This is a genomic window from Flavobacterium panici (assembly GCF_903819335.1).
GTDB classification, from domain to species: Bacteria; Bacteroidota; Bacteroidia; order Flavobacteriales; family Flavobacteriaceae; genus Flavobacterium; species Flavobacterium panici.
This window is the reverse complement of record NZ_CAIJDE010000056.1, coordinates 58,039-79,118: the sequence shown is the minus strand read 5'-3', so window position 1 is coordinate 79,118 and position 21,080 is coordinate 58,039. Positions and strand designations below refer to the sequence as shown.

Annotated in this window: 18 protein-coding genes; 4 read left to right on the top strand and 14 right to left on the bottom strand. The window is 33.1% G+C overall.

Annotated features, from left to right (window positions below; all coding sequences use genetic code 11):
* Nucleotides 1-68 precede the first annotated feature (68 nt).
* From FLAPXU55_RS18380 to FLAPXU55_RS18365, 4 genes are all read right to left on the bottom strand, one after another.
* A complete protein-coding gene (locus tag FLAPXU55_RS18380) occupies nucleotides 69-374 on the bottom strand; it encodes a hypothetical protein (RefSeq protein ID WP_180860041.1) in 306 nt (101 codons plus the stop codon).
* Nucleotides 375-575: 201 nt separating this feature from the next.
* Complete coding sequence (locus tag FLAPXU55_RS18375; RefSeq protein ID WP_180860039.1) at nucleotides 576-1,067, bottom strand: hypothetical protein; 492 nt, start codon at nucleotides 1,065-1,067, stop codon at nucleotides 576-578.
* Nucleotides 1,068-1,069: 2 nt separating this feature from the next.
* Complete coding sequence (locus FLAPXU55_RS18370; RefSeq protein ID WP_180860037.1) at nucleotides 1,070-1,687, bottom strand: cysteine hydrolase family protein; 618 nt, start codon at nucleotides 1,685-1,687, stop codon at nucleotides 1,070-1,072.
* A 242-nt stretch (nucleotides 1,688-1,929) separates the two neighbouring features.
* Nucleotides 1,930-2,787, bottom strand: a complete 858-nt coding sequence (locus FLAPXU55_RS18365) for a leucine-rich repeat domain-containing protein (protein ID WP_180860035.1) — start codon at nucleotides 2,785-2,787, stop codon at nucleotides 1,930-1,932.
* A 182-nt stretch (nucleotides 2,788-2,969) separates the two neighbouring features.
* Between FLAPXU55_RS18365 and FLAPXU55_RS18360 the strand changes: the two genes are divergently transcribed.
* On the top strand, nucleotides 2,970-3,461 hold the full coding sequence (locus tag FLAPXU55_RS18360; protein WP_180860033.1) for a DUF1761 domain-containing protein: 492 nt from the start codon (nucleotides 2,970-2,972) through the stop codon (nucleotides 3,459-3,461).
* Between the two features lie 119 nt (nucleotides 3,462-3,580).
* Nucleotides 3,581-4,726 (top strand): GNAT family N-acetyltransferase, encoded by a 1,146-nt coding sequence (locus tag FLAPXU55_RS18355; RefSeq protein ID WP_180860031.1) that lies wholly within the window; start codon nucleotides 3,581-3,583, stop codon nucleotides 4,724-4,726.
* A gap of 33 nt (nucleotides 4,727-4,759) precedes the next feature.
* Here the strand turns inward: FLAPXU55_RS18355 and FLAPXU55_RS18350 are convergent, their stop codons facing one another.
* Complete coding sequence (locus FLAPXU55_RS18350) at nucleotides 4,760-5,629, bottom strand: diacylglycerol/lipid kinase family protein (protein ID WP_053470646.1); 870 nt, start codon at nucleotides 5,627-5,629, stop codon at nucleotides 4,760-4,762.
* 62 nt (nucleotides 5,630-5,691) lie between these two features.
* On the opposite strand from FLAPXU55_RS18350, the gene FLAPXU55_RS18345 reads away from it, so the two are divergent.
* A complete protein-coding gene (locus FLAPXU55_RS18345) occupies nucleotides 5,692-6,654 on the top strand; it encodes an App1 family protein (protein ID WP_053470620.1) in 963 nt (320 codons plus the stop codon).
* 224 nt (nucleotides 6,655-6,878) lie between these two features.
* Here the strand turns inward: FLAPXU55_RS18345 and FLAPXU55_RS18340 are convergent, their stop codons facing one another.
* Entirely contained in the window at nucleotides 6,879-8,792 is a 1,914-nt protein-coding gene (locus tag FLAPXU55_RS18340) for an ABC-F family ATP-binding cassette domain-containing protein (RefSeq protein WP_180860029.1), read from the bottom strand.
* A gap of 107 nt (nucleotides 8,793-8,899) precedes the next feature.
* Between FLAPXU55_RS18340 and FLAPXU55_RS18335 the strand changes: the two genes are divergently transcribed.
* Nucleotides 8,900-9,283, top strand: a complete 384-nt coding sequence (locus FLAPXU55_RS18335) for a DUF983 domain-containing protein (protein WP_180860027.1) — start codon at nucleotides 8,900-8,902, stop codon at nucleotides 9,281-9,283.
* Here FLAPXU55_RS18335 and FLAPXU55_RS18330 read toward each other — a convergent pair.
* From FLAPXU55_RS18330 to topA, 8 genes are all read right to left on the bottom strand, one after another.
* Complete coding sequence (locus FLAPXU55_RS18330) at nucleotides 9,264-10,337, bottom strand: NAD(P)/FAD-dependent oxidoreductase (protein ID WP_180860025.1); 1,074 nt, start codon at nucleotides 10,335-10,337, stop codon at nucleotides 9,264-9,266. The genes FLAPXU55_RS18335 and FLAPXU55_RS18330 overlap by 20 nt on opposite strands.
* A gap of 76 nt (nucleotides 10,338-10,413) precedes the next feature.
* A complete protein-coding gene (gene porN / locus FLAPXU55_RS18325; protein WP_053470624.1) occupies nucleotides 10,414-11,403 on the bottom strand; it encodes a type IX secretion system ring subunit PorN/GldN in 990 nt (329 codons plus the stop codon).
* A 344-nt stretch (nucleotides 11,404-11,747) separates the two neighbouring features.
* Nucleotides 11,748-12,737 carry a type IX secretion system ring subunit PorN/GldN gene (gene porN / locus FLAPXU55_RS18320; RefSeq protein WP_053470625.1) on the bottom strand — a complete coding sequence of 330 codons (990 nt, stop codon included), beginning with the start codon at nucleotides 12,735-12,737 and terminating at the stop codon, nucleotides 11,748-11,750.
* A 43-nt stretch (nucleotides 12,738-12,780) separates the two neighbouring features.
* Complete coding sequence (gene porM, locus FLAPXU55_RS18315) at nucleotides 12,781-14,322, bottom strand: type IX secretion system motor protein PorM/GldM (RefSeq protein ID WP_053470626.1); 1,542 nt, start codon at nucleotides 14,320-14,322, stop codon at nucleotides 12,781-12,783.
* 52 nt (nucleotides 14,323-14,374) lie between these two features.
* Nucleotides 14,375-15,019, bottom strand: a complete 645-nt coding sequence (gene porL / locus FLAPXU55_RS18310; RefSeq protein WP_053470627.1) for a type IX secretion system motor protein PorL/GldL — start codon at nucleotides 15,017-15,019, stop codon at nucleotides 14,375-14,377.
* A 72-nt stretch (nucleotides 15,020-15,091) separates the two neighbouring features.
* Entirely contained in the window at nucleotides 15,092-16,495 is a 1,404-nt protein-coding gene (gene porK / locus FLAPXU55_RS18305) for a T9SS ring complex lipoprotein PorK/GldK (RefSeq protein WP_053470628.1), read from the bottom strand.
* 263 nt (nucleotides 16,496-16,758) lie between these two features.
* Nucleotides 16,759-17,910, bottom strand: a complete 1,152-nt coding sequence (locus FLAPXU55_RS18300; protein ID WP_180860022.1) for a formimidoylglutamase — start codon at nucleotides 17,908-17,910, stop codon at nucleotides 16,759-16,761.
* Nucleotides 17,911-17,913: 3 nt separating this feature from the next.
* Nucleotides 17,914-20,430, bottom strand: coding sequence for a type I DNA topoisomerase (gene topA / locus FLAPXU55_RS18295; protein WP_180860019.1), 2,517 nt, complete (start codon nucleotides 20,428-20,430; stop codon nucleotides 17,914-17,916).
* Nucleotides 20,431-21,080 lie beyond the last annotated feature (650 nt).

Genomic DNA, 21,080 nt, shown 5'->3' with positions numbered 1-21,080 from the left:
AAACAGAAAACAAAAAAACCGTCTCAAAAAAGACGGTTTACCAAAAGTATATTTTATTAAAAAATTGCTTAAGCTCTAAACAAAGCATACTTATTATAGTTATACAACACCTTATCATAAGGAACATAAAGAGAAACTATTTTCTCTGACGATTCGTCAAATTTAATTCCGTTGTGTTTTCTGAATAAGTAAATTTCTCTCAAACAGTTTGATAAACTTTGGTGAATTTCACTTGTAAAAGTTGGCAGTCTTTTGTCTCCAACTAAAAGATCAATTTGATAGTTCGAGCTGCTTTTTGATAAGTTATTACCAATAATTCTGATGGTAAATGTGGTTGACTTTCCGTATTGTTCACCTTGATATTGTAGTGTCATAATTTTATAGTAAAAAGGTTAGTATTTTATGTTTAAATTTTCTTTAGAATTGAATCCAATCTTAAAGTTACAAAAATTTCAATGCTTTATAAAAACCCGCATCAAAATAATTGAAGCAAAGTTAATATAAATTCTATTTACTGCATTTTTTTACACCAAACTAATTAATTCCAAATACCAGCTTTTCCTTTTTGAATAATATTATTGGCAAAAAGGCGTTTCTTCATTATTATGAGCTTCTAAATTTTGCAGCATCTGGCTTTTCACTAAACTTAAATCAGTAATATTTAATGATTTCAGCACCGCCAAAAACTCAGGAGTTGCGCTAACAGCAACATGATTATGAAGTTCACATTGATCGTTTGATATCGGGACAATTTTAAGCTCCCAGGTTACTCCTATTTTTGTTGTGCCTAAAGGCGAAATCGAATCGGAAACAGAATTTACTCTGCAATGGTTTTTATCTCCAATTTCTTCAACATAATGCTGTACTAAAAAGTTATCTGCAACTTTTTCTACATTGATGGACATTCGCTTTCCATCTTCAGAAAATGAAACTCCACTGGCAATATGCGCCGTTGAACACGATTGATATTCAAAATCCTTTAGAGTAAACAGCCATTCGGTAATATTTATTTTTTCTGCAGGACAATCAATAATTGCCTTTGCAGTACATTCAGCAAGTATTTCCATCTTTATGATTCTAAAATGTTTATAAATTCTTGTGCAGATAAAAGTGAGTGTCCATAACTCGGAAAATTAATTTCTACGGTTGCGATTATCTCGTCCTGATTAAAAGAACCTATTCCATCTTTGATCAAAGTAACATGATATCCTAATTCTACGCCATATCTTGCCGTTGAATCAATACAAGTATTGGCTCTCATTCCGGCAATTACAATATGGTCTAAATCATGAATTTTTAAAAGAAAATCCAAATCAGTATTAGCAAAACCACTTGCTGTCCAATGATTTTGGGCTATTAAATCTCCCTTCTCCGGCAGCAAATCCGGATGAAACTCTGCTCCCCAGCTTCCTTTTTCAAAAAGAGTTAAATTTTTGCTTCCGTTATGTGATGGAGAAAAATATTTCCATTTCAAATAATCTTCTTTTTGTGTTTGACGATGCGGCACATAAATTACTTTAATATTATGTTTTCTAACCGCAGTCAACAGACTTTTTAAGTTTGCAATAATGTTGTTGCTCTCCACAGTTTCTTTTACAAAAGGCCAAAGTTTTCCTTTTTCGGAAAGAAAATCATTATAGGGATCAACTAATAATAATGCAGTTCGGTGGTTTTGATACGTACTCATAGTTTTGAATTTTAGAAATTAGAACTAATAGATTCCAAAATCCAAACCCAAACATATAGTATTGATATTCAATCATTTACAAAATCACAAGAAATTGATATTCCGCTGAAAATCATCATATTAACGAAATATCAAAAATATATTTCTACTAAATTATATAACAAAAAAAGCTGTAACGAATTACAGCTTTCATATTTTTAAATACCTGATCGTCAACAATCAAGTAAAACTTCATAAACAAATTAGTTCACAATATTGCTTTCCGTTTTTCTTTCTTCATTTACATCTAATAAAAACAAATTCCCATTTTCATCAAACATTGTCATATTCAAAGCATCTAATAAAGTAAGATTTTTTGAAACCGAGCCTGTGAATTTGTTATAGGAAAGATTCATTTCTGAAAGGTTAGGCATTTTTTCTAATTCCTTAGGAATCTCACCACCCAAACTATTATTGTATAAACTTAAATTTTGCAGAATATTTAAATTAGAAATATCTGAACTTACGGCGCCAGATAATCTATTATTATTTAATAACAGTATTTTTAAAGTCGAAATTTTATACAACGAACTTGGCAAAACACCTGCAATTTGATTATCAAACAAACAAAGAATTTCTAATTGATTTAGTTTTCCAATTTCCTGAGGTAATTCACCGGAAATATTATTCTTAAAAAGTTCCAGATCTTTCAAATTCTTCAAATCGCAAATACTTCCCGGAATTGCGCCAGACAACTGATTACCGGAAACATTTAAAACCTGAAGCTCTTTAAAATTACTGATTGAATTTGGTAATTGTCCTTTAAGATTATTTTTATGAAGATCAACTGTCACTAAATTTACCAGTTCAAAAAATTCGGCAGGCAATTCTCCCTGCAAATTATTATCTGCTAAATTTAAAGAAGTTACTTTTCCGTTTTCGGCATAAACTCCATACCAGGTTGAGACTGATTGTGATAAATCCCATTTTATTTTCCACTGCGAACCATTCGTCGCGTGATATAATTTAATTAGCGCGTCTTTCTCTTTATCTGAAACAGTATCTGCAAAAATATTAAGAGAAAAAACAAATGCTAAAAAAAGTGTTGCAAGGCTTTTCATAACAGATTTGGGGGATATGTTTTTCTGCTTCAAAATTAGTTAATTACTAGATATAAAGCGACTTATGTCGATAAAGTGTTAATAAATAAAAAATTCGTCTTACTTTTCTTCTTTATAAAAATATCGAAATCGTTATAGTTTTTTAACTATTTTTGAAACAACTAATTACAAAAACCTATATTATGGAAAAAATTAACCTAATTACATTTTTCGTTGCCGCGATTGTGACACTCATAATCGGTTTTATCTGGTATCACCCAAAAGTTTTTGGAACAATCTGGATGAGGGAGAATAACTTTACTGAAGAAGATCTGAAAAAAGGAAACATGCTCAAAATATTTGGGTTTACGTACATTTTTTCTGTAATGCTTTCGATGGCTTTAATGTCGTTTACCATTCATCAGTCTGGCGCTATCGGAATGATTGGCGGCCCGCAATTTATTGAAACTGCAAAACCATCTTTCCATGCTTTCATGGCAGATTACGGAACTGCATTTCGTACTTTTAAACATGGTGCGCTGCATGGATTTATGTCGGGATTATTTTTTGCTTTTCCTATAGTCGGAATTAATGGTTTATTCGAAAGAAAATCATGGAAATACATCTTTATTCATGCCGGATATTGGATGCTTACCCTTACAATAATAGGCGGTATTGTTTGCCAGTTTGCCTAATTTATAAATACTACAAACCCGTTTGAAGCCAAAACTCAAACGGGTTTTTCTTAATAATAACTTAAAGAAAATGAGTTATTACAAATATTATCTAATTTTGAAGAAATTAGCTCACACTTTTGAATACAACTTATTCTTTTCAAATCTATAACAGCGCGTCATTACTACCCTTAGAATGGAATTCGCTGGCTGCAGATAATATTTTTTTGACACGGGAATATCTCGAAGTACTGGAAAACTCTTGTCCGGTAAATATGATTTGTCATTTTATCGGAATTTTTGAAGAGGAAAAATTGATCGGAATTGTTTTAACCCAATTTTTATTTGCCGAAAAACTGGAATCGTTTGGGGAACGCGATCAATGTTTAAAAACATCTGTTCGTAATTTTGCTTTAAAAAATTTCGCTTCCCACGTATTATTTGTTGGAAACAATATGTTAACCGGACAAAATGCTTTTGTTTTTGATAAAAATGTAAAAGAATCTAAAGCAATTAAAACTCTTCATAAAGCTATTAATCAGCTTAAAAAAGATTTAAAAGAAAGTGGTAAAAAAGTTCATATAACGAGCATAAAAGATTTTACTGCAAAAGAAATCGAGCCATTACAGGCCGAATTTAAAAACAACTATACGTTTTCGACGCAGCCCAATATGATCTTTAAAATCAGTGAAAACTGGAAAACAGAACAAGATTACGTTGATGCATTGTCAAAAAAATATCGGGATCAATACAAACGAGCCCGTAAAAAATCTGAAGGAATAGAAAAACAGCAATTGTCTTTATCTGACATTCGAAAATACGAAGATGTTATTTATGATTTGTATTTTCATGTGGCTAAAAATGCTCCGTTCAATACTTTTTTCCTGGCGAGAAATCATTTCAGTTTTTTTAAAGAAATCATGAAAGAAGACTTTTTGCTTTATGGTTATTTTTTAGATGAAAAACTAATTGGTTTCAATACGCTGATAAAAAACGGTGAAGTTATGGACACTTATTTTTTAGGTTATGACGAAAGTGTGCAGCGCGAAAAAATGCTGTATTTAAATATGCTTTACGACATGATTGCCTATTCTATTAAAAAAGGATTTAAGGAAATTGTTTTTGCCAGAACCGCTCTCGAAATTAAAAGTTCTGTTGGGGCAAAACCTGTAAAAATGTACGGTTTGATCACACATAGTAATGCCTTAATCAATCATAATATTGCAAGGTTTTTCAATTATTTGGAACCCAAAACAGAATGGCAGGAACGCAATCCGTTTAAGTAACAGCTTTGACAAAGTTTTAAACTTTGTCAAAGATTAAGGAACTGCCAGTTTCATTTGTTTGTGCAGAATATGAATTTCTAATTCCTTTTGCGCTCCGCAATATTCACCATCAATTTGAAAATGAACTGGAATATCTGTTTTTATTTCTGCTTTATCTGTCGAAATAATTACAATATCTTCAGAATCTATTGGCATGTTTCCGGTAATAATTTTTCCAATTAATAACAAGTCCAGACTTTTTAAAATCACCAATTCAAATTTTCCGTCGTTCATGGAACCATTTGGGTTAATGACTACACCAGTTCCGTATTTCTGTGAATTAGCTATAACAATCATTCTTGCGACATGATCAACGGTTTTATTGTTTGCTGATATGGTTGCTACAAAAGGTTCGTCAGATTCTGTTAATGTGGTAAAGGCTTGTAAAGCATAACCCCAAAAACCTCTCACATCACTTTCTTCATAATTTTTGACCAGATTGGCATTCAAACCAAGATCGCTTAAATGGATACTTTTTTTGCCGTTAATGCAAATCATATCCATTTCGATATAATGATGCAGAAAAGCAATTTTAAGGTTTTCTTCGATTCCCGCAGGCAGGTTTAAATCGACCGAAAGTCCGTTTGCAGATCCGGCTGGCAAAATTCCGATAATTACATCGTGTTCTTCCATAGCTTCGGCAACCATTTTTATGGTTCCGTCACCGCCGGCAACTATAATTCGTTCCGGCTTATATTGATTATAAAGTGCTTGTATTTCTTTTAAATCATTTTTGCCTGTCGTTTCATAAACTTCCAAATCAAAATGATTTGTCGCCGCAAACTCCTGAACAGCCTCAATTAAACTTGATTTATCAAGATCTCCCGAAATAGGGTTTACAACAAATATGATGTTCTTTTTCAAAATTTTATTTTTAAAACCAATTAAAATAATTAATTTACATGTTATATAAATATACGTAATTAATGAAACCAATTTTACAATTATATCGGGGTTATGCCAATGAGGAAGAATTAATTGTGATGGGACATGTCTTTAAAAGAACGTATGATTATGATTTCCAGAAGAAAAGCCTAAAAAATGCCCGCTCAGTTGTTAACCAATTCAGAATAAAAACGATTGAAAATTTTGATATTTACCTAAAATGCGGCAATCAGGAAATCCACACCAAAACGCTGGACGATGGTTATTTTAAGTTTTGTATTCCGCTTGAAAAGGAAAGTCCTTTTGGATGGATTGAATACGAAGTGAGCATCAAATATGGAGGTAAAACTATTATTTCAAAAGGAAGTTATATACGTCCACATAAGGGAAATCTAGGAATCATTTCTGATATCGACGATACTTTTTTGGTTTCGCATACGCAGAATATCTTCAAAAAAATGTACATTTTGCTTTTCAAAAATGTAAACGACAGAAAGGTTTTTAAAGATGTTGTTCCGCATTATCAGGCTTTAAGTTCAGCCGGCCGACACAATAAAGAAGAGGAAAATGCTTTTTTTTATGTTTCGAGCAGCGAATGGAATTTATACCGATTTATTATAGAATTTACCAAAATACATAATCTGCCGCGCGCCGTTGTTTTATTGAAAGATATTAGGCGAGGAATTACTGATTTCTTCATGAGCGGACGTGGGAATCACGATCATAAATTTGATAAAATAAAGCATGTTTTAGAATTTTATCCTAATCTTAAATATGTTTTATTGGGAGATGATTCGCAGCACGATCCGGTTTTATACGAGCGAATCTGCAAAATTTTTCCGGTTACTGTAATTGCTGTTTATATCAGACAAACCGGAAAAAGTAAAAAAAAGGAAGTGAAAAAAATCATGAAAAATTTAGAATCGCTTGATGTTTCTGTTTGTTATTTTAAAGAAAGCAGCGAGGCAATTGCGCATTCCAGATCTATTGGAGTTATTAAATAGCACTTTTTTGTCATTTCGACCGAAGGGAGAAATCGCACAACAAACTCCGTAAAGTTTGTTCTCAATCTTTGTCGATTCACTAGTGCGATTTCTCCCTTCCGTCGAAATGACAATACTTTATGTAAAGAAAAAACCTTTGTCAAAGTTTGAAACTTTGACAAAGGTCTGTAAGTATAAAAAATGTGTTTCAGAAACTGAAAACTGAGACTGCGACTGAATACTAATTAAGCACTAAAATTATCAATCTCTTCCTGAACAACTTCCCAGTCTATAAGTAATTGTTCTAAATCTTTTTTCTTTTTGTTGTATGACGTAAAAAACGAAGCGTCTTCGATGTGTTTGTCATAATTAGAAGCTAGCATTTTATCATCGTGCTGAATGTCTTTTTCTAATTGCTGAATTTGACTTTCAATTTTACTCAATCGGTTTTGAAGTGCTTTTCCTTTTTTCTGATCTTCGTATGATGCTTTGTTCGTTTCTTTTGGAGCGGCTGCTTTTGCAACGTCTTTTTTCTCAACTTCACGCATGTTTTCAAGGTTGCGCTGTTCTAAGAAATAGTTGATATCACCCAAATATTCTTTGATTTTTTGATCTTTAAATTCGTATACGATATTTGACATTCCCTGAAGAAAATCCCTGTCGTGAGAAACCAATAGTAAAGTTCCGCCAAATTTTTGAAGTGCTGCTTTCAAAACATTCTTAGATTTAATATCTAAGTGATTTGTAGGCTCATCCATTAGCAATACGTTGATTGGCTGTAATAATAACTTACAAAGTGCCAAACGGTTACGCTCGCCTCCAGAAAGTACTTTTACTTTTTTCTCAACATCATCACCTCTAAAAAGGAAAGATCCCAACATATCACGTACTTTCATACGATTGGTGTCTGTTGCAGCATCTTCCATTGTTTGAAGCAAAGTGATCTCGCCATCAAGATATTCTGCCTGATTTTGAGCAAAATATCCTAATTGTACATTGTGACCTAATTTAATAGTCCCATCGTATTCAAATTCGTTTACAAGCGCTTTGATGAAAGTAGATTTTCCTTGTCCATTTTGTCCAACAAAAGCAATTTTACTGCCTCTTTCAACAAGTAAACTTATGTCTTTTAAAATTGTTTTGTCTCCGTATGCTTTTGTAACATTTTCTGCTTCAATAACTACTTTTCCTGGCTCTTTTGAAACCGGAAATGAAATATTCATTACAGAATTGTCATCTTCATCAACTTCAATTCTTTCTACTTTATCTAACTTTTTAATTAACGATTGTGCCATCGAAGCTTTGGAAGCTTTCGCACGGAACTTTTCGATTAATTTTTCTGTCTCCTCAATTTTCTTTGCCTGATTCTTTTGAGTCGCTAATTGCTTTTCACGAATTTCATGGCGAAGTTCTAAATATTGAGAATAAGGTTTATTAAAGTCGTATGCTTTTCCTAAAGATATTTCGATCGTACGGTTTGTAACGTTATCCAAGAACATTTTATCGTGCGACACAATTACAACAACTCCGGGATAATTTCGAAGAAAACTTTCTAACCAAATGATACTTTCGATATCTAAGTGATTCGTTGGCTCATCCAGAAGCAATACATCATTTGACTGCAATAATAATTTAGCCAATTCGATACGCATTCTCCAACCTCCTGAAAATGTTTCAGTTTGATTGTTAAAAACTTCTCTTTTAAAACCTAATCCTAAAAGAATTTTCTCTGTATCTCCAACATAATTGTAACCTCCAAGAAGCTCAAAACGATGTGTATAATCAGATAAATCTTCAATAATCTGTCCGTATTCTTCACTTTCATAATCGGTTCTGGTAACCAATTGATGATTGATTTCTTCTAATTTTTTTTCTACAATTTTAATTTCGGTAAAAGCTTCATAAGCTTCTTCTAATACGGTTCTTCCACGTTCAAAATCAATATCCTGACGTAAAAAACCCATTTTGATATCTTTCTCCTGAGAAATAACTCCTGAATCCGGAGCAAAATCTCTTGCTAACATTTTAAGCATTGTCGATTTACCTGCTCCGTTTTTACCAACAAGACCTACGCGGTCGCCGGCGCCTAAACGAAAAGTAACTTCTTCAAATAAATATGTTCCTCCAAAAGAAACCGAAAGATTGTGTATATTAAGCATTAAATTGTTGTTTAAAGTTTAAAGTTTCATGTTTTGATACCTTAAACAGAGAATGAAAATTGTAAATTTGCGTTACCCAGATAAATGGTAATGTAAATTTTTTGCAAATGTTAAAAAAAGGATCCAAACTAAATAGTATTTTAACAGGAAGTTGTCCAAAATGCCAAAAAGAGAGCATGTATTCAGACAAAAATCCGCTTCATTTGACTAAAGTTCTAAAAATGAACGACAATTGCAGTCATTGCGGTTTAAAATATCAAATTGAACCTTCGTTTTTTTATGGTGCAATGTATGTGAGTTACGGATTAAATGTTGCAGTGGGAATTGCTGCCTTTATTGTTTCATTTGTGTTTTTCGGAGCAAGTATTGGAGAATCTTTTATCGCAATTGTTATTACCCTGATTGTTTTGTTTCCGTTTGTTTTGCGACTTTCCCGAAATCTATATATTAATATGTTTATTTCTTACGATCCTAAGGCCGGTCAGGAATAAGAGATTTCAAATATCTTTTATGGAAGCGTTTTATATCGGCTTCTTTGTCTATTGGGGTTCCGTTTTCAATATTGTCATACAACATTTTTGCCAAAGCCGGACCCAGCATTACACCGCGGGTTCCTAATCCGTTAAGTAGATGAACAGATTTGTATACTTCATGAGTACCAACCAGAGGTCTTCTGTCTGCAACTGTAGGTCTAACTCCTGCAAAATGTTTTACAATTTCAAAATCGCAGGTAATAATCTCTTTAATACGATCTAAAAGTTCTTGTTTGCCTTCTTCCGTTGGAAGATCTGTTTTGTCATGCCAATTGTAAGTTGCACCAACTTTATACAAATTACCGCCTATTGGCAAAATAAAAACGCTTGTATTAACAATTACATCTAATTTTAAATTAGGTGCATTTATTAAAAACAATTCACCTTTTGTTCCATCCAAAGGCAGATAATTAAAATACGGATTTTTATGCAGTCCAAAACCTTCAGCAAATATAATATGACGGGCTTTAATGTTTTTATACTGAATTCCTGAATCATGAAAATCTAAAAAAGAGCTATGAAAAGATTCTTCCAGAAGGAAATCATTCTTCTTTAAATATTCTCTATAACTTTCTAGTAATTGCCCGGTTTTTACATACCCTGTATGCAAAACTTCACCATAATCATAAGGAGAATCAATACTTTGGTATTTTTTAGTAATTAGTTTTGTGGATAAAAAGGGAGCTAAGTTAATTTTATCAGAAGCAGCAAACCAATTATTCTGTTCTTCAATTGAAAAAAACTTTCTAAGAATGGGCATTTTAAAGTTGAATTTTTCCTGCAGCTTGTCTTCAACTTGTTCATAGAACTCATTCATTAAGACCAAATGTTCTTTAGCATTCCAAACTTCACTGAAACGTTTCAAAATAACCGGATTATACAAACCTCCCGCAATTCGGGAAGAATTTTGAGATTTGTCATCAACAACTAAAATAGACTTATTGTTTTTAAGGGCAACTTCTGCAAAAGAAATCCCAGCCAGCCCAGATCCCACGATTAAATAATCAAGCATTGTGAATGTATAGATAAAATAAAAAAACTCTTACTGCAAAGGTAGTAAGAGTTTTTCTTATAATTGATTTAGATCTTTAGTAGTTCCACATATCTTCTTCGAAGTTACGAATCTTCTCTTTTACTCTTTCAGATTCTAACAACTGATTTTGTGCATTATCTTTCATGTAATCTTTAATTTCACGATCTCCATACATATTCTCCTCTTTGTAAATAACTGCGTTAAAACGTCTTGAATTAAGTATTTGATCAAATGAAATTGGAAGTGCCGAATTACTGTCGTTAAAAGCTTTTGCTTCATGAAGTACAGTTCGGGCATTTGGGAAGAAAACCCAGAATAGTTCAATATAGTCTTTTTCGTCACTATTCATCGTGTAAACGTCTGGTGTTACGGGGCAAATTCCAAGTAAACGATATTTCAATTCACTTTGGCGTTTATCAAAATACCAATATCCTTTTACTTTATATTGTGAAACATCTGCAGCTGTAAGATCTTGTCTTAAAATATATTCAGCAGGAACCGTTCTTGTTGGTCCTATAGTTTGGTCAACATAATTTACCACTTTCTTTTTACCAGTACCCGTTACCACTTTTTTCTTTACAACACGTGTTTTAAAATCATCAGGATATTGATTTATAAGTTCCCTACCTGCATCTGTTGTATCAACACGGGTTAATGAACCTTCAATGTCTTTCATGGATTTTTTGGTATTGAAATAACTATCTGTATAAACTTCAGTTATTTTTCCTTGTCTGATTCCTTTGGTCAAAACATCATAAAGTGAACGTCTGTCTGAACCAATATTGACAGTATCTACGGGAAAATATAAAGGAAAATTGATTTTTTCATTTAAATCAATAATCTCCCAGGTAGTTTTTGCCATTAAAACATCACGATCATCTACATAGCCATAAGCTAAAGGCTTATCATTATCAGAGATAAGCTGCGCAGCTGTTTTAAGCCCAATTTGATCTGCTGTTTTAGCATTAAGTAAATTAGATTGAGCATTAGAAATAATACCGCCAGCGATAAAAACAATAACCATTAAAAAACTTTTCACTTTCATCATAATATTTTTTATAATAAACCTAAACGCAGTTTGATGTGTAATATTGTTATTTTTCTTACAATAATATCAATTTGTAGAAATTATAATTACAAATTTAAAAATTAATTTTAATTAACGTTTAGCTAACATACAATAAATATTTTACAAAACACTATAAATCTGATCATTACAAAATAAAACCATACCTTTTGTAATATCTTTCCCTGCTATTTTGCTTTTTTAAAAATTTAAAGCTTAATAAAATTTATATAAGATAGCATTAAAAAGTGTTGCCATCTGATCAAAAAAAAACTCTCACTACGGTAGCAGTGAGAGTTTTTCTTATAATTTAATTTTAGAACTTAGTAGTTCCACATATCTTGTTCGAAGTTACGAATCTTCTCTTTTACTCTTTCAGATTCCAATAACTGATTTTGTGCGTTATCTTTCATGTATTCTTTGATCTCACGATCTTGGTACAAGTTTTCTTCTTTATAAACAATCGCATTAAAACGTCTTGAATTTAAAATCTGATCGAATGAAATTGGCAGAGCCGAATTGCTGTCATTGAAAGCTTTTGCCTCGTGAAGGACTGCACGAGCATTTGGGAAGAAAACCCAAAATAATTCGATATAATCCTTTTCGTCACTGTTCATTGTGTAAACGTCCGGAGTTACAGGACAAATTCCAAGTAAACGATATTTTAATTCACTTTGACGTTTATCAAAATACCAGTATCCTTTAATTTTATACTGAGTAACATCTGCAGCAGTAAGATCTTGCTTTAAGATATATTCAGCAGGAACTGTTCTTGTTGGCCCAACTGTTTCGTCTACATAAGTAACAACTTTCTTTTTACCAGTACCAGTTACAACTTTTTTCTTCACAACACGTGCTTTATAGTCGTCTGGATATTGGTTGATAAGTTCTCTACCAGCATCTGTTGTGTCAATACGAGATAAAGCACCTTCGATGTCTTTCATAGATTTTTTAGTATTGAAATAACTATCAGAATAAACCTCAGTTATTTGGCCTTTTCTAACGGCTTTCGTCAAAACATCATATAATGAACGTCTATCAGAACCAATATTAGCAGTATCTACTGGAAAATACATAGGGAAGTTGATCTTTTCATTTAAGTCAATAATCTCCCAAGTTGTTTTACCCATCAAGATATCTCTATCATCAACATAACCGTAAGCTAAAGGCTTATCATTATCAGAGATAAGTTGCGCAGGAGTTTTAAGCCCAATTTGGGCAGGCGTTTTTGCATTTAGCAAATTTGATTGCGCATTAGAAGCAAAACCTCCAGCGATTAGAACAATAGCTATTAAAAAATTTCTTACTTTCATCGTGGTATTATTATAAATATTGACTGAAGATTTCAGTACTTAATTATTGTATTTCATAAATTACCGGAGCAGTTCTTGGTAATAAATAACTACCAGCTCCAACAAGTTTAGTTTTAATTTCAGAAATAGTAACTTGATCTCCTTTACCTGCTCTTGAAAGTACTTGCTTACATTGTGCATTTAATCTATTACCTGTAACAACAACTGTAGGCTGTCCAGCAATTTTCATGTTAAATCCAACAACATCTAAACCAACTTCAAAATCAAAATCAAGTAATTTAGCACCAATAGTAGCAATTTCTAAGTTAGATCTAGGTCCTTTAACAACACCCATCTCACCTCTAATCGTACCTGTTGGTCCAGGAATACCTTTAATTCTGAATGATTTCTTATCAGTAACTTTATCTCCGTTTGGTAATGTTCCTGTTACAGAAATTGTAGCTTCTGTACCTGAACCCGGGCTCATGTTATATTTACCTGGTTTACCAGCTGAAGATAATCCTGGAGCACTAGCAGAAATTTTGTTAGCATCAACTCCTGCAAATGATACAGAGATTGGGTTAACAACTCCTCTATACACTACATTCATTTTATCAGCAGAAATCGTAGCTGAGTTTGGTCTTGGAACTACAACGTAAGTTCCTTTAAATTTTAATGGAATGTTTTTACCGTCTTCTAAGAAAGTAAATTGACCATTAATGTTTTGTTCACCTACACCACCAGCAGTTAAAGAGATAACAGCTTGTCCGTTAACAATTTGTCCAGGACCTTGGAATGAAGTTGGTTTTGTGTTTTCGTCATAACGACCTAAAACTACTTTACCTGTAACTTTTTCTCCTTGGAAATAAGCATTTTTATCTAAAACAACGATTGCCTGGTAGTTGCTATAAGAAGCAGCAGCAACTGCAGCTTTTCCTAAAGCACTGTTGTAAACATCTGTTTCTGCTTTTTTAACGTCATTTTGCCAAGCTGAAAGTTTAGCAGCAGATGCAATTGCAGGGAAACCTTTAAAGTGGTAAGCTAAGTATTTTTCTTTTATACCTTCTTTGTTTTTTACTTCAGAAACGTCAAATTTCTTTTCAACTTCTGCAATAATGTTAGCATACTTTTTATCTGTTCCTAAAGCAGCTTTTAAGTCTGCTTTGTATTTTTCGATTTTAGCGATAATTTCGTTACCTTTTTTAGTGTAACCGTCTCCTGTAAACCAGTCGTCGATGTTATCACCTCTATCCATAGCTTCGTATGGTAGTTTTCCAGTTTCTTTTTCAACCTCAAATCCTTTGATAGACTGAGCTTTTAAAGTACCGATATAATCGTAAAATTCTTTTGAGATTCCTTCAACTTTGTGTGCAGTTTCTGCTGCAGTAATGAACTCTCCTTTTGCTTCAGCAGCTTTTTGATCTAAAGATTGTAATAAGCCTTCGTTTGTTGTAACTGAAGTAGTATTTGCAGCTTCAAATTTTTCGTTCATCAAACCAAAAGCAGAAATTACTTCTTTTGATACGTTCATTGCTAACATCGCGATGAAAACCAGATACATCAGGTTAATCATCTTCTGTCTAGGGGTTAATTTTCCTCCTGCCATTTTTTTCTAATTAGTTCTTATTAATAATTTTAATATAATAGTTAAAAACTAATTATCCTTTGTTACTCATTGCAGAAAGCATACCACCATAAACACTGTTTAAAGAAGCAATGTTTGCAGTCATAGACGCCATTTGCTCTTTTAATTTAGATGCGTTATCAGCGATTTCTTTATTAGCTTCAGCATTTCTTGCTGCACTTTCTAATTGTACTTTGTATAAACTGTTTAATGATTCCATTTGAGCAGCAGCAACAGATAATTCTTCAGAATATTTCTTTTGCCCTGCAATAGAGTCTACTGTTGGAGAGATTGCTTTAGCAGCTCCTTCGAAGTTTTTGATGCTGTTTCCTAAGCTTGCCATTAACTCACCGTCAACTTTAGCTTCTTTTAACATTGCATCTAATTTTTGAGATAATAATCCCTGGGCATCAGTTGATTCAGGTTTATCCGCTTTTTTTCTAGCTTGTCCGTTAGCTAATTCTGGGTAAACAAGAGTCCAATCCAACTCGTCTTCAACTGGTTCAAAAGCAGATAACGCGAAGATTAACGCCTCAGTTAATAAACCTACTGAAAGCATAACTGTTCCTGTTAATGGTCCAATTTCAAAGTGAGTAATTTTGAATAATGCTCCAACGATTACTACTGCCGCTCCCATACCATAAGCGAAATTCATTGCTTTTTTACTTAATAATGCCATAATAATTTTTTTTTAGGTTTTAATTTTAAAATAGATTCGATTTGGTTATTGTATTGATTGAATTATAAATTACTATTTCTTTTTACCAGTTCCGTTTCCGGTTACTTGAGTTCCCATGTAATCTTGTACAGTTCTGAAACCGATATAACTTCTTGCAGAATCAGCATATTCGTGGTCACGAGTACTTACTTGTAGGAAATAAGCAACGTCTTTCCAAGAACCTCCACGAACCACTTTTCTTTGGTTCTTTCCGTCAATTACGTTAGGGTTCATTGTAGAAACATACTCGTATGCGTTTGGATTATAAGCTGAATCTGTCCACTCTGAAACGTTTCCTGCCATGTTATATAATCCGTATCCGTTTTGCTCGTAAGATTTTGCTTCAACAGTATATAAAGCTTCATCGGCAGCATAATCTCCTCTGTTAGGCTTGAAGTTTGCCATGAAACATCCTCTGTCACTCTTCGTGTAAGGACCACCCCAAGGATAAGTTCCAGACTCCAGACCACCTCTTGCAGCATACTCCCATTCTGCTTCTGTTGGAAGTCTGAATGCGTTAACCAGGTCACGCCCTTTTTTCTTAGATTTAATGTAGCTGTTTTTGTTTAAGGTTCTCCATGCACAGAATGCTTTAGCTTGTTTCCAAGTTACACCTACTACTGGATAATCTCCATAAGCTTTATGCCAGAAATAATCATTATGCATTGGCTCATTATATGAATATGCGAAATCTTTAATCCAAACTGTAGTATCAGGGTAAACACTAACTTGCTCAGTTTTAACGAAGTCTTTTCTTTTTCCAACTTTAGCTTTTGCAGCAGCCTGAATATCCATCCAAGAATAACGGAATTTCAATTTATTTACGTCAATTGTTCTTAAACCATTGTATGATTCTTCAATTGGTAAATACATAGAATCCATTACTTCAGCATAATACTCATCTGGATAAGCTTTAGTATCTCTAATTAACTTAACTTTTTTGTTTAATTTTCTACCAGCATACGGATCATCTTTTGTTCCTACACTATAGTAGTTATCATACATGTATTTATCGTAAGCTGTCATTTTATCCGGCTCAGAATCATTAAATGCATAATCAGCGATACTTCCTCCTTTAGCACCTTTACCACCAGTACTTTTTTGACCAGTTTCATCAGCCAAAATAGCAAGACGTACTCTCATTGTAGAATCTTTTACCCATTCTACGAATTGACGGTACTCACTGTTAGTAATCTCAGTTTCGTCCATATAAAATGATCTAACTGTTACTGTTTTAGTAGGAGCATCTTCTACGTTAGCTAAATCAGCGTCTGATTTACCCATGATAAAAGATCCACCAGGAACTAATGTCATTCCATAAGGCTTCTCGGGATGCCATTTCCCTCCTGTAACACCAACTAATTCACCTTTGTCACCTGACTTACCACAGCCGATTACTAGTGTTAACATTGCTGCAAATGCAATAAACTTCTTCATATAAATTTGGGATTATCTATTCATTATTAAAAGTCCGTAAACGTATTTATTATTTATCTAAAAAACAATACTACTTGCGAAATTTATTTTACCGTTCAAAAATAATGTTAAATAAAATAAAAAAAAAATATTTCATCGACAAACTGATTAAAAAAATCGACGTAAAACGTTAAATTTTATAATATATAAACCTTATCTTACTAAATTTTTTAACATTATTTTGAAAAACTTGAAAAAATTAAGATTTTCATTAAAATTTTCTTCTACAAAGCGTTTTTTCTTTGTGCTTTCCACCATCTTTCTGGCAATTCCTGATTACAAGCGCTCAAATATTCTTCATAAGAACACGGTAATAACGTATTTCTTTTTAGTTTATTGCTGCCGTTTGTTTCAAATGGAATCTCGATCCACCAACGCTCTGTTTTATCACTTTTATAAAAAACCAGCTCTTCCTCTTCTAAAGGAACAATATATTTTAAATAATTTGTTCTGCTTCCAAATGGGTATTCCTTTGAACGATAATGATATCCTTCAATAAAATACCAAACAATCTGAGCAATAATAGGCGCTTCTGCAGCTGTACTATTATGATTAAATACTCCAAAAGAAGATACCTTGTCACTAATTCCCGCATATCTTGCCAAAGAACAAATCTCTTTTCCGTTGAAACCATTTGGTTCAAATGTAATAGAATTTCCTGAAGCTGAAGACTTTACCGAATTCAAATCGATACTAACTAAATCAGCATCTCTAAAAACAGGTTCTGCCAGTGCTATTTTGTTTGAGATTTCACCCAAACGGTAAGCATCAAAAAACAATTTTTCAATTAAATCAATTTCTTCCTGCGAATTATAGTACGTTTGATATCCTATATTACAGTAATTGAAAAGATTATTAGGCTCATCAATTATGATTTTTGTTAAGTATGAATTAGCCGAAACGGTTTCATCTTCTTTGCCAAAATCAAATCTGTTATCTACAGCAACCATATTTACCATTTGCTCTAAATCATCGTATGCGCGATATAAAGCGTATGTCAAATCCTGCGAACCTCCTAGAACTATAGGAATGACTTTATTTTTAATTAATGCAGAAGTTACCTTCTTAACTGCAAAATAAGTATCCTCTACAGAATCTCCGGCAAGGATGTCTCCTAAATCAGCAATTGAAGCGTCCCAATTTCCGGGAAACATTCCATAAAGCTTTTTACGAACCGTAGTAAGATTAACTTCATTAACCATGTTAATATTGCGTCGGTCTTCTAAAACACCAACAATTGCAATGTTAATTTTACTAATATCCGGAAATTGATCCTGAGTATGCAGAACAATTTTACTTCCCAGTTCTTGTGAAGACAATGAACTAATGAATTTTAAAATTCCATCATTTAAAGGCTCTAGAAAATCAAATTCCATTCTTTATTTCTTTTTTGCTGCTGTTTTTTTTGCCGGTGCTTTTTTTGCTGCTGTTGTTTTCTTAGCAGCGGTTTTTTTAGCCGGTGCTTTTTTCTCGATCATTTCCTGAACTTCTGCCAATGTTAACTTTGTTGCATCAACATCTTTGCTTAGCTCAATTTTGATTTTACCTTTAGTAATAACCGAGCGTCCCCAGCGCGCTTTTTCAACCAAAATTCCTTCGTCTTCCCAATTGTGAAGAACTTTATCTATGTTTTTTTGTAATTTATCTTCAATTAATTCCTCAACATCAGCTTGGGATAAATTATCAAAATTGTATTTTTTACTCACATTTACAAAAAGACCATTCCATTTAATGAAAGGACCAAAACGTCCCACACCTTTTTGAACAGCTTCTCCTTTGTAAACCGCAATTGGAGCATCTGCAACAGCTTTTTCATCAATTAATTCCTGTGCTCTTTCTTTAGTAACACTCAAAGGATCTTCTCCTCTAGGTAATGAAATAAACACGCTTCCATGACGAACATAAGGCCCGTAACGACCGTTGCTTACCTCTACTTCTTCTCCTTTATAATCTCCTAAAGTTTTAGGAAGTAAGAATAAATTCAAAGCTTCTTCAAGCGTAATATTTCCAATATTTTGATCTGCCATTAAGCTGGCAAACTTTTTATCCTCGTCGTCTGCTTCTCCAATTTGAGCCATTGGTCCAAATTTTCCTAAACGAACAGAAACCTGTCTTCCGTCAGCATCTTTACCCAAAATTCTTTCACCACTTTCACGTTCAGCATTTGCCTCAACTTCTTTTACATTTGGGTGAAATTTATTGTAAAAATCCTGCATCATAATTGCCCAGTCAATATTTCCTTCGGCAATTTCATCAAAATCCTGCTCTACTTTTGCAGTAAAATTATAATCTAGAATATTTCCGAAGTTCTTAACTAAGAAATCTGTTACGATAGTTCCAATATCTGTTGGAACCAATTTTCCTTTATCAGAACCGGTATTTTCTTTTAAAACCTTCTCTCCTACTTTACTGTTTTGCAAAGTAAGCTGTGTATATTTACGTTCCTGACCTTCAAGTGTACCTTTTTCAACATAATTTCTGTTGATAATTGTAGAGATTGTTGGTGCATAAGTAGACGGACGCCCGATTCCAAGTTCCTCTAGTTTTTTCACTAAAGATGCCTCGGTATACCTTGAAGGCGGTCTTGAATATCGTTCTGTAGCTGTAATATAATTGTTAGCTAGTTTTTCGTTTACTTTTAATGCAGGAAGCATTCCTTCTTGTTCTTCTTCGTCATCATCGTGACCTTCAAGATATACTTTTAAGAAACCTTCAAAAAGTAAAACTTCTCCCGAAGCTGCGAAAATTTCGCTGTGATTATCAGCTTCAATTTTCACATTTGTTCTTTCTAATTGTGCATCGCTCATTTGAGAAGCCAATGTTCTTTTCCAGATCAAATCATACAAACGAGCCTGATCACGATCAATATTTACAGTATGACGTGACATATCAGTTGGACGAATTGCTTCGTGCGCTTCTTGTGCTCCTTTACTTTTTGTTGCAAAAGTTCTCGGTTTTGAAAACTCTTTTCCGTATGACTTTATGATTTCAGCTTCAGCCGCGTCCATTGCATCTTTTGAAAGATTCACCGAGTCAGTTCTCATATAAGTAATAAGTCCCGCTTCGTACAAACGCTGTGCTAACTGCATTGTGATTCCAACTGGCAAATATAATTTTCTTGCAGCTTCTTGTTGAAGCGTAGAAGTTGTAAAAGGAGCTGTTGGCGATTTTTTGGTAGGTTTAGTTTCTAAATCAGCTACCGTATATTTAGAACCGATGTTTTGATTTAAGAAATCTTCGGCTTCTTTTTTAGTATTGAAATTTTTTGGAAGTTTTGCTTTGAAAGCTTTTCCTGCTTCGTTTACAAATTCGGCAACAATTGAATAGGTTGCAACAGCATTGAAGCTTTGAATTTCACGTTCTCTCTCCACAATCAAACGTACAGAAACAGACTGTACACGACCAGCAGAAAGTCCGCCTTTAATTTTTCTCCATAAAACCGGAGACAATTCGTAACCTACTAAACGATCCAGAACACGACGTGCCTGTTGTGCGTTTACTAAATTATAATCAATTTCTCTTGGATTCTCGATTGCTTTAAGAATCGCAGATTTGGTAATTTCATGAAAAACAATTCGCTTTGTTTTTTTTGTATCCAGTTTCAGTTCTTCCGCCAAGTGCCATGAAATAGCTTCTCCTTCGCGGTCCTCATCACTTGCTAACCAAACCATTTCGGCATTTTTAGATAGTGTCTTAAGTTTACTTACCAAGGCTTTTTTATCCGGAGAAACTTCATATTTAGGTTTAAACCCATTCTCTACATCTACCCCTATTTCCTTTGATGGTAAGTCGGCTATGTGACCATAACTTGACTCCACCTGAAAATCGCTCCCAAGAAATTTCTCGATCGTTTTCGCCTTTGCAGGTGATTCCACTATTACTAAATTCTTTGCCATTGCTCTTATTTTCTGCAACAAAAGTATTTATTTTTTTTAAATATTAACCTCACGATTGAATTTTTGAGGTATTTTGATATTATGAAACTTAAAATTGCAGATTTATCTGTAATATTCTGTAATATATATATAGGTATAACTTTTATAGGATTATGACCGTCAAATTCTTTTATTTTAGATTGTTGATTTTAGATTTTAGCTTTCTCATGAATCTTAATTCATTTCTATTAATATAAAATCTAAGTGCTAAAACTAAAAATTTAACCGCAAAGTTCACAAAGGTTTACGCAAAGTTCGCAAAGATTTAATGTAAACTGAAAATTCAGTGCTATTTAAATATTTTAGATTTTAGAATGTAGATTTTAGATTACTCCATAAATCGATTTTGTTTATATCAATCTAAAATCTTCTTCCTAAATCTAAATTTTAACCGCAAAGTTCGCAAGGTTTTTACGCAAAGTTCGCAAGGCTTTTTTCTGAGCTGAAAATTCAGTGCAAAGTCCGCAAAGCTTTGAGAATCATTTTAATCTTTTTAATCTGTGGCTATTTAAATATTTTAGATTTTAGATTTAAGATTTAAGATTTCTCACAAATCGATTTTCTTTCTATAAATCTGCAATCTAAAATCTAAAATCTAAAATTTCTCCTCT

What these genes read in the sequence shown, in the direction of transcription:
- FLAPXU55_RS18340 (WP_180860029.1), bottom strand. Translation starts at nt 8,792, where the DNA reads ATGCTTAATATACACAATCTTTCGGTTTCTTTTGGAGGAACATATTTA.
- FLAPXU55_RS18335 (WP_180860027.1), top strand. Translation starts at nt 8,900, where the DNA reads ATGTTAAAAAAAGGATCCAAACTAAATAGTATTTTAACAGGAAGTTGT.
- topA (WP_180860019.1), bottom strand. Translation starts at nt 20,430, where the DNA reads ATGGCAAAGAATTTAGTAATAGTGGAATCACCTGCAAAGGCGAAAACG.
- FLAPXU55_RS18300 (WP_180860022.1), bottom strand. Translation starts at nt 17,910, where the DNA reads ATGGAATTTGATTTTCTAGAGCCTTTAAATGATGGAATTTTAAAATTC.
- FLAPXU55_RS18370 (WP_180860037.1), bottom strand. Translation starts at nt 1,687, where the DNA reads ATGAGTACGTATCAAAACCACCGAACTGCATTATTATTAGTTGATCCC.
- porN (WP_053470625.1), bottom strand. Translation starts at nt 12,737, where the DNA reads ATGAAAGTAAGAAATTTTTTAATAGCTATTGTTCTAATCGCTGGAGGT.
- FLAPXU55_RS18380 (WP_180860041.1), bottom strand. Translation starts at nt 374, where the DNA reads ATGACACTACAATATCAAGGTGAACAATACGGAAAGTCAACCACATTT.
- porL (WP_053470627.1), bottom strand. Translation starts at nt 15,019, where the DNA reads ATGGCATTATTAAGTAAAAAAGCAATGAATTTCGCTTATGGTATGGGA.
- porN (WP_053470624.1), bottom strand. Translation starts at nt 11,403, where the DNA reads ATGAAAGTGAAAAGTTTTTTAATGGTTATTGTTTTTATCGCTGGCGGT.
- FLAPXU55_RS18365 (WP_180860035.1), bottom strand. Translation starts at nt 2,787, where the DNA reads ATGAAAAGCCTTGCAACACTTTTTTTAGCATTTGTTTTTTCTCTTAAT.
- FLAPXU55_RS18345 (WP_053470620.1), top strand. Translation starts at nt 5,692, where the DNA reads ATGAAACCAATTTTACAATTATATCGGGGTTATGCCAATGAGGAAGAA.
- porM (WP_053470626.1), bottom strand. Translation starts at nt 14,322, where the DNA reads ATGGCAGGAGGAAAATTAACCCCTAGACAGAAGATGATTAACCTGATG.
- FLAPXU55_RS18375 (WP_180860039.1), bottom strand. Translation starts at nt 1,067, where the DNA reads ATGGAAATACTTGCTGAATGTACTGCAAAGGCAATTATTGATTGTCCT.
- FLAPXU55_RS18360 (WP_180860033.1), top strand. Translation starts at nt 2,970, where the DNA reads ATGGAAAAAATTAACCTAATTACATTTTTCGTTGCCGCGATTGTGACA.
- porK (WP_053470628.1), bottom strand. Translation starts at nt 16,495, where the DNA reads ATGAAGAAGTTTATTGCATTTGCAGCAATGTTAACACTAGTAATCGGC.
- FLAPXU55_RS18330 (WP_180860025.1), bottom strand. Translation starts at nt 10,337, where the DNA reads ATGCTTGATTATTTAATCGTGGGATCTGGGCTGGCTGGGATTTCTTTT.